Source organism: uncultured Ruthenibacterium sp., from assembly GCF_963558415.1.
In the GTDB taxonomy this organism is placed as follows: Bacteria; Bacillota; Clostridia; order Oscillospirales; family Ruminococcaceae; genus Ruthenibacterium.
The window spans coordinates 1-2,357 of sequence record NZ_CAUWGY010000146.1; the positions used below are offsets into that span (position 1 = coordinate 1).

General features: G+C 49.3%; 5 protein-coding genes. All 5 read left to right on the forward strand.

Features of this window, described 5'->3' with window-relative positions; genetic code table 11:
* Positions 1 to 490: bifunctional adenosylcobinamide kinase/adenosylcobinamide-phosphate guanylyltransferase (locus AB5H98_RS13215; protein WP_367926348.1), on the forward strand; the 490-nt coding region annotated here is incomplete at its 5' end.
* Positions 487 to 1,266, forward strand: coding sequence for an adenosylcobinamide-GDP ribazoletransferase (locus tag AB5H98_RS13220; RefSeq protein WP_367926349.1), 780 nt, complete (start codon positions 487 to 489; stop codon positions 1,264 to 1,266). The genes AB5H98_RS13215 and AB5H98_RS13220, both read left to right, overlap by 4 nt.
* Positions 1,263 to 1,601, forward strand: a complete 339-nt coding sequence (locus tag AB5H98_RS13225; protein ID WP_367926350.1) for a bifunctional adenosylcobinamide kinase/adenosylcobinamide-phosphate guanylyltransferase — start codon at positions 1,263 to 1,265, stop codon at positions 1,599 to 1,601. The genes AB5H98_RS13220 and AB5H98_RS13225 overlap by 4 nt, the downstream gene beginning before the upstream one ends.
* Positions 1,598 to 2,191, forward strand: coding sequence for a histidine phosphatase family protein (locus AB5H98_RS13230; RefSeq protein ID WP_367926351.1), 594 nt, complete (start codon positions 1,598 to 1,600; stop codon positions 2,189 to 2,191). The genes AB5H98_RS13225 and AB5H98_RS13230 overlap by 4 nt, the downstream gene beginning before the upstream one ends.
* A partial coding sequence (locus tag AB5H98_RS13235) for a cobalamin biosynthesis protein (RefSeq protein ID WP_367926352.1) occupies positions 2,175 to 2,357 on the forward strand: 183 nt, incomplete at its 3' end. The genes AB5H98_RS13230 and AB5H98_RS13235, both read left to right, overlap by 17 nt.

Consider the following 2,357-nt stretch of genomic DNA (forward strand, 5'->3'; position numbering starts at 1 on the left):
CGAATATGCAGAAAATCTTATCCTTCAAGAACGGCATACGTCTTTGTTTTATTTGGCTACTATGCAGGCCTTTGATGAGGAGTGCCGTGTTCGTATTGAGAGACATCGGGCGTTGCGGGCAGGAAAGGGATTTGAGACACTGGAGTGTCCGGTGGGCCTTCACAAAATTCATCTGCCCATTGCAAGCGCGGTCTTGTTGGAATGCATCGGAAATTTGGTGGCAAACGAATTGTATTCTTCAACTGGTGCGGGTGAAATGACCTTGTCTGCAATTTTGGAAGGAGTAGAGAGTTTGCGCCGTCAGTGTGAGACACTTGTTGTTGTTACAAACGATGTTCACAGCGGCGCTGCTTGCTATGAAAAAGAAACGCTTCGGTACATGCGCCTATTGGGCGAACTCAATCGCGCTTTAGCTTTTCGCGCGGATGATGTATGCGAAGTCGTATGCGGAATTCCTTGTTATTACAAGAGAGGAGGGCATATTCTGTGATTTTGTGGCAGACCATTGCCGTTGCCTTTGCCATGTTTTCTGCCGTTCCGGTCCCTCAACCGGTATGGAATGAAAAAAATATGAAATATGCGTTGTGCGCATTTCCGTTGGTAGGTTTGGTGTGTGCATTGGCATGGTGGGCATGGGCCACACTCGCGCAGGTTTGGGCGATGCCTTCTCTGTTGCGGGCGGCGGGATTGTGCATTATACCCATACTGGTGACTGGTGGGATTCACCTAGACGGATATGCTGACACATGTGATGCCATGGCAAGTTGTTCTTCCCGAGAAAGAAAACAGGAGATTTTGAAAGACCCTCACTGTGGAGCATTTGCACTGATTCGTGTATGTGTGTATTTTATTGCGTATTTAGGACTGAGCAGTGCTGTAATCTATTCTTTTTCGTCCGTTATTTGCATAGGGTTAGGATTCTTGTTGGAACGGTCTCTTTCCGGACTGGCAGTAGCATGGTTCCCTTTGGCAAAAAACACGGGCCTGGCCCACACATTTGCCACAGCAGCGGATCAGCGTACAGTACGGCGGTTCTTGTTATTCTTCTCTGTATTTTTGGCGGCGGGAATGATTTTGGCCGGCGGCCTCTATGGAGTGGCTATGGTATTGGCAGCAGGATTGGTTTTTGGACGTTATTATCAGATGGCATTGGCCCAATTTGGCGGAATTTCTGGTGATTTGGCCGGGTGGTTTTTGCAAAAGGCGGAAATTTGGATGCTGGGGGCTTTTGTCATCTGCCAGATGCTGGAGGAAAAGGTGTTATGATTTTGATTACGGGGCCGCTGTATAGCGGAAAACGGGACTATGCGCGGTCGCTGTTAAAGTGCTCACAAGAGGAGTTTTCACAACGAGCCGTTTGCGATGCGCAGGAACAGGTTAAAGAATGTGAAGATTTGTGTGCGCTGGCTGATCGCCTGGCACAGCAGGAATTGGTGATTGTCACCGAAGTGGGAGGCGGTGTGGTTCCCGTAGATGCACAGGAACGTGCGTTTCGGGAGAATGCCGGTCGGCTTTCCTGCATGCTAGCACAACGTGCGGATGTTGTGGTTCGTGTGTTCTGCGGTATCCCAATCGTCATGAAAGGAACATTGGACAGATGAAAATTTATCTTTTGCGCCATGGCCAGACAGAATATAATGAGCAAAAGCGTTATCAGGGAACGCGGGACATCCCTTTGTCCGAGAAAGGACGCGCCTGTTTGCGACAAGCGGACCTGGAACCGGCTGAAGTATACGTTTCTCCTTTGTCGAGAGCGGTGGAGACGGCGCAAATTCTTTTCCCAAAAGCCAAACTGATTCCTGTGACGGATTTGCGAGAAATGTGTTTCGGAGTCTTTGAGGGGCGAAATTATGTGGAGATGGAACACGATGCAGATTATCTCGCTTGGGTGGGAGAAGATTGTATGGGGCGTTGCCCGGGTGGTGAGAGCCGGGAAGAATTTTCCAACAGAACATGCGCTGCTTTTGAGAAACTGATGGAGTGTTCATTGTCTCGTGGATGCGAACTGCTGGTGATTTTGGCGCATGGCGGTACACAGATGGCAATCATGGAACGTTATGCCTGGCCCAAACGAGATTATTATGAGTGGTGCGCACAAAATGCCTCGGGATATGTGCTGTGTGCAGATGCTTGGGACCGAAAAAAAAGATTGGATTTGGTGGGAGAAGTTTCCTATGCAGTGGATGTATGATGTGAGAATCGCGGCGGCGGCTTTTTTAGGTTTTGCCTTGGACATTATGTGGGGTGATCCTAGCTGGATGCCTCACCCCGTGGTGCTTATGGGAAAGGCGATTACTGCGTTGGAATCTTTTTTGCGCCGTATATTTCCAGATACATGCAACGGTCAGCTAGTGGCT

What these genes read in the sequence shown, in the direction of transcription:
- AB5H98_RS13225 (WP_367926350.1), top strand. Translation starts at nt 1,263, where the DNA reads ATGATTTTGATTACGGGGCCGCTGTATAGCGGAAAACGGGACTATGCG.
- AB5H98_RS13230 (WP_367926351.1), top strand. Translation starts at nt 1,598, where the DNA reads ATGAAAATTTATCTTTTGCGCCATGGCCAGACAGAATATAATGAGCAA.